The organism is Streptomyces sp. NPDC058964, assembly GCF_042741275.1.
Lineage (GTDB): Bacteria > Actinomycetota > Actinomycetes > Streptomycetales > Streptomycetaceae > Streptomyces.
Window position 1 is genome coordinate 1 of sequence record NZ_JBHYKH010000768.1, and the last position, 3013, is coordinate 3013.

The window sequence follows — 3013 nt, forward strand, 5'->3', positions numbered from 1 at the left end:
GTGCTCCGGGGTGTGCGGACCGTTCCCGCGCACCCCGTGCGATGCGCGGCTCGCACGGATCCCGACACCATGTGATGGCCGCCGGTGACGCCTACCCGGCGCGACGCGGCCCGAGAGGGAGTACGCAAAGGTGGTAGCACCTAAAAAGGGAAAGAATGCGAGCGCTCAGAGTAAGCCGGGGCGCTCGCTGGCCCTCATCCTGATCGCCATCGTGGCGCTCACCGGAGGCATGTTCGCCTCCGGGCACACCACCCCGCGTCTCGGCATCGACCTTGCCGGTGGCACGAGCATCACGCTGGAAGCCGTCAACGAGCCGGGCCAGCCCAACGCGATCAACAAGACGAACATGGACACCGCGGTCGACATCATGAACCGCCGTGTCAATGGTCTCGGTGTGTCGGAGGCCGAGGTACAGACCCAAGGCGACCGGAACATCATCGTCAACATCCCCAAGGGGACGAACTCCAAGGAAGCCCGCCAGCAGGTCGGTACCACGGCCAAGCTCTACTTCCGCCCCGTCCTCCAGCGCGAGGCATCGGTCGGCTCGGCGACGCCCACCCCGAGCACCAGCCCCAGCACCTCCGCCTCTCCGAGTGCGTCGAGCACGGGCAAGGCCGGTGACAAGGCGTCCGGGAGTTCCCCCAGTCCTTCGGCCAGTGCCACCTCGCAGGGCCGCGCCGTCACCGACGCTCTGAAGGCGGACGCCACGCCGTCCGCGAGCGGCAGCCCGACGGCCTCCGGCAGCCCCTCTCCGTCCGCGTCCGGCGGCGCCGACTCCTCGGCCGCCGCAGCCGCGAAGCAGTACGCCACGCTCGACTGCGCCGATCCCAAGCAGCGCGCCATCGCCGGCAAGGCAGCCAAGAAGGACCAGACCACCGTCGCCTGTGGCCAGGACGGCAAGGTGTGGAGCAAGTTCCTGCTGGGCCCGGTGGACGTCGACGGCACGGAGATCAAGAAGGCCCAGGCGACCTTCAACACGCAGGGCGCCGCGGGCTGGCAGGTCGACATGACCTTCAACTCCGGCGGTTCGAAGAAGTTCGGCGACGTTACCGCCAAGCTGGCACAGCAGAGCACCCCGCAGAACGAGTTCGCGATCGTTCTGGACGACGAGGTCGTGTCCCACCCGTACGTCCAGACCGCCATCACCGGCGGCAACGCGAACATCTCCGGCCAGTTCACCCAGACTGAGGCGCAGAGCCTCGCCAACATGCTGTCGTACGGTGCCCTGCCACTGTCCTTCAAGGAACAGTCTGTTACTACCGTCACCGCCGCGCTCGGAGGTGACCAGCTGCACGCCGGTCTGCTCGCCGGCGCCATCGGTCTCGGTCTGGTCGTGATCTACCTGGTGGCCTATTACCGCGGCCTGTCGGTAGTGGCCATGGCCTCGCTGCTGGTCTCCGCCGTCCTCACCTACGTGATCATGGCGCTGCTCGGCCCGGCCATCGGCTTCGCGCTGAACCTGCCGGCGGTCTGCGGTGCCATCGTGGCCATCGGTATCACGGCCGACTCGTTCATCGTGTACTTCGAGCGCATCCGGGACGAGATCCGCGAAGGCCGCACGCTGCGACCCGCCGTCGAGCGGGCCTGGCCGCGTGCCCGGCGCACCATCCTGGTGTCCGACTTCGTGTCCTTCCTCGCCGCGGCGGTGCTGTTCATCGTCACCGTCGGCAAGGTCCAGGGCTTCGCGTTCACGCTGGGTCTGACCACCGTGCTCGACGTGGTCGTCGTGTTCTTCTTCACCAAGCCGCTGATGACGCTGCTGGCCCGCCGCAAGTTCTTCGCGAACGGCCACAAGTGGTCCGGCCTCGACCCGAAGAGCCTGGGTGCCAAGCCGCCGCTGCGCCGCACCCGCCGTCCCGCCGGTCCTGCCGCCGGCCCTGTCGACCCGAAGGAAGCGTGAGCGATGTCGAAACTCGGCAACCTCGGCGCCCGACTGCACCGCGGCGAGATCAGCTACGACTTCGTCGGCCACCGCAAGATCTGGTACGGCGTCTCCATCCTGATCACCATCACGGCCATCCTGGGCCTGGCGGTGCGCGGCCTGAACATGGGCATCGAGTTCCAGGGCGGAGCGGTCTTCACGACGCCGAATCACATGTCGGTGTCGGTCTCCCAGGCGGAGGGGTACGCGAAGGACGCCTCCGGCCACGATGCGGTCGTGCAGAAGCTCGGCAACGGCAGCATGCGCATCCAGATCGCCGGCATCGACACCAACAAGTCCGACCAGATCAAGCAAGACCTTGCCAAGGACCTGAAGCTCGACCCCGAGAAGCTCGCGGCCGACCTGGTCGGCCCCAGCTGGGGTGAGCAGATCGCCTCAAAGGCCTGGCAGGGCCTGGCGATCTTCATGGTCCTCGTCGTGATCTACCTGGCGATCGCCTTCGAGTGGCGCATGGCCGTCGCGGCACTCGTCGCGCTGATCCACGACATCACGATCACGACCGGTATCTACGCCCTGGTCGGCTTCGAGGTCACGCCCGGTACGGTCATCGGTCTGCTGACGATCCTCGGTTACTCGCTCTACGACACGGTCGTCGTCTTCGACAGCCTCAAGGAGCAGACGAAGGACATCACCAAGCAGACCCGCTTCACCTACAGCGACATCGCCAACCGGTCGATCAACAGCACCCTGGTCCGTTCCATCAACACCACGGTGGTCGCGCTGCTGCCGGTGGCGGGCCTGCTGTTCATCGGTGGTGGCTTCCTCGGCGCCGGCACGCTCAACGACATCTCGCTGTCGCTGTTCGTCGGCCTCGCGGCCGGTGCGTACTCCTCGATCTTCATCGCCACGCCGCTCGTCGCCGACCTCAAGGAGCGCGAGCCGCAGATGAAGGCCCTCCGCAAGCGCGTCCTGGCCAAGCGGGCCCAGGCGGCCGCGGGGGAGGAGTTCGCGGAGACCAGGTCCGCGGTCCACGGCGAGCCCGAGGACGCGGCCACCGCGGTCGTGGGCCCCCCCATCCCGGACCCCCCCCCTCCCACGGGCCAGCGCCGATTAACGACAACAGGGAGCTGC

Annotated in this window: 2 protein-coding genes; both read left to right on the forward strand. The window is 67.6% G+C overall.

What is annotated here, in order from left to right:
* The first annotated feature begins 130 nt into the window (after positions 1 to 130).
* On the forward strand, positions 131 to 1900 hold the full coding sequence (gene secD, locus ACFW2E_RS44440; RefSeq protein ID WP_384477156.1) for a protein translocase subunit SecD: 1770 nt from the start codon (positions 131 to 133) through the stop codon (positions 1898 to 1900).
* Between the two features lie 3 nt (positions 1901 to 1903).
* On the forward strand, positions 1904 to 3013 hold a 1110-nt coding region (secF, locus tag ACFW2E_RS44445), incomplete at its 3' end, for a protein translocase subunit SecF (RefSeq protein WP_384477159.1).